Genomic DNA, 720 nt, shown 5'->3' on the forward strand with positions numbered 1-720 from the left:
TGTGTATAAGAGACAGTCGGTGCACGGGTCACCGGCGCACCGGGCGCGGGCGGGTCGGCGGCGGTGCGCGGCTCCGGGTAACCGGTGCTCAGGGCGGTGCGGTCGATCTCGGGGGGAAGTTCCCGGGGCGGCTCACCGGTGTCGTCCCCGCAGTCGGTCGCGGTGATCTGCACGGCGTTGACCGCGTCCGGGGCGGGAATCACCCAGGCGGTGCCCGCGCAGCCCTCCCGTTCCAGGGGGCCGGTCAGGGCGGGCAGGCCGCCGAGGGTCTCCGTCGCGACGGGTTCGCCCAGTCGCGCGTCGGGGTCGGCGATCCGCACGAGTCGGCCCAGGCCGTTCCACAGCGCCGCCGGGAGGTCGGCCGCGTCGCGGGGGGTGTCCTCGGCCGGCACCACCAGTCGGGCCTCGAACCGGACGGCGCCCCGGGCCAGGGACCGGCCGGTGCCGGTGAGGACGTCGGGACCGCGCAGTTCCCAGCCGGTGCCGTGGACGGTGAGGCGGGCGTCGGACCCCGTCGGGGCCTCCAGGCGGAGGGTGCTGCCCTCATCGAGGGGAGCGGTGGTGTTCAGCGCGGCGGCGAGCAGCGGCCAGCCGGCCGTGAGTGCGGCCACCACGGAGAGGACCAGGAGGACGGGGCCGGCCCCCGCGCGGCGCCGCCGGTGACGGGGCCCGCCGGCGGAGGGGCGCGCGGAGCGGGAGGAGCCGCCCCTGTCTCTTATA

Annotated in this window: 1 protein-coding gene; it reads right to left on the reverse strand. The window is 77.4% G+C overall.

Annotated elements, in window-relative coordinates; all coding sequences use genetic code 11:
* Positions 1–611, reverse strand: a 611-nt coding sequence (locus FNQ90_RS25710) for a hypothetical protein (protein WP_228471614.1), incomplete at its 3' end; no start/stop codon positions are given.
* Positions 612–720 lie beyond the last annotated feature (109 nt).

The sequence above is a fragment of the Streptomyces alkaliphilus genome (genome assembly GCF_014141535.1).
Classification (GTDB): Bacteria; Actinomycetota; Actinomycetes; order Streptomycetales; family Streptomycetaceae; genus Streptomyces; species Streptomyces alkaliphilus.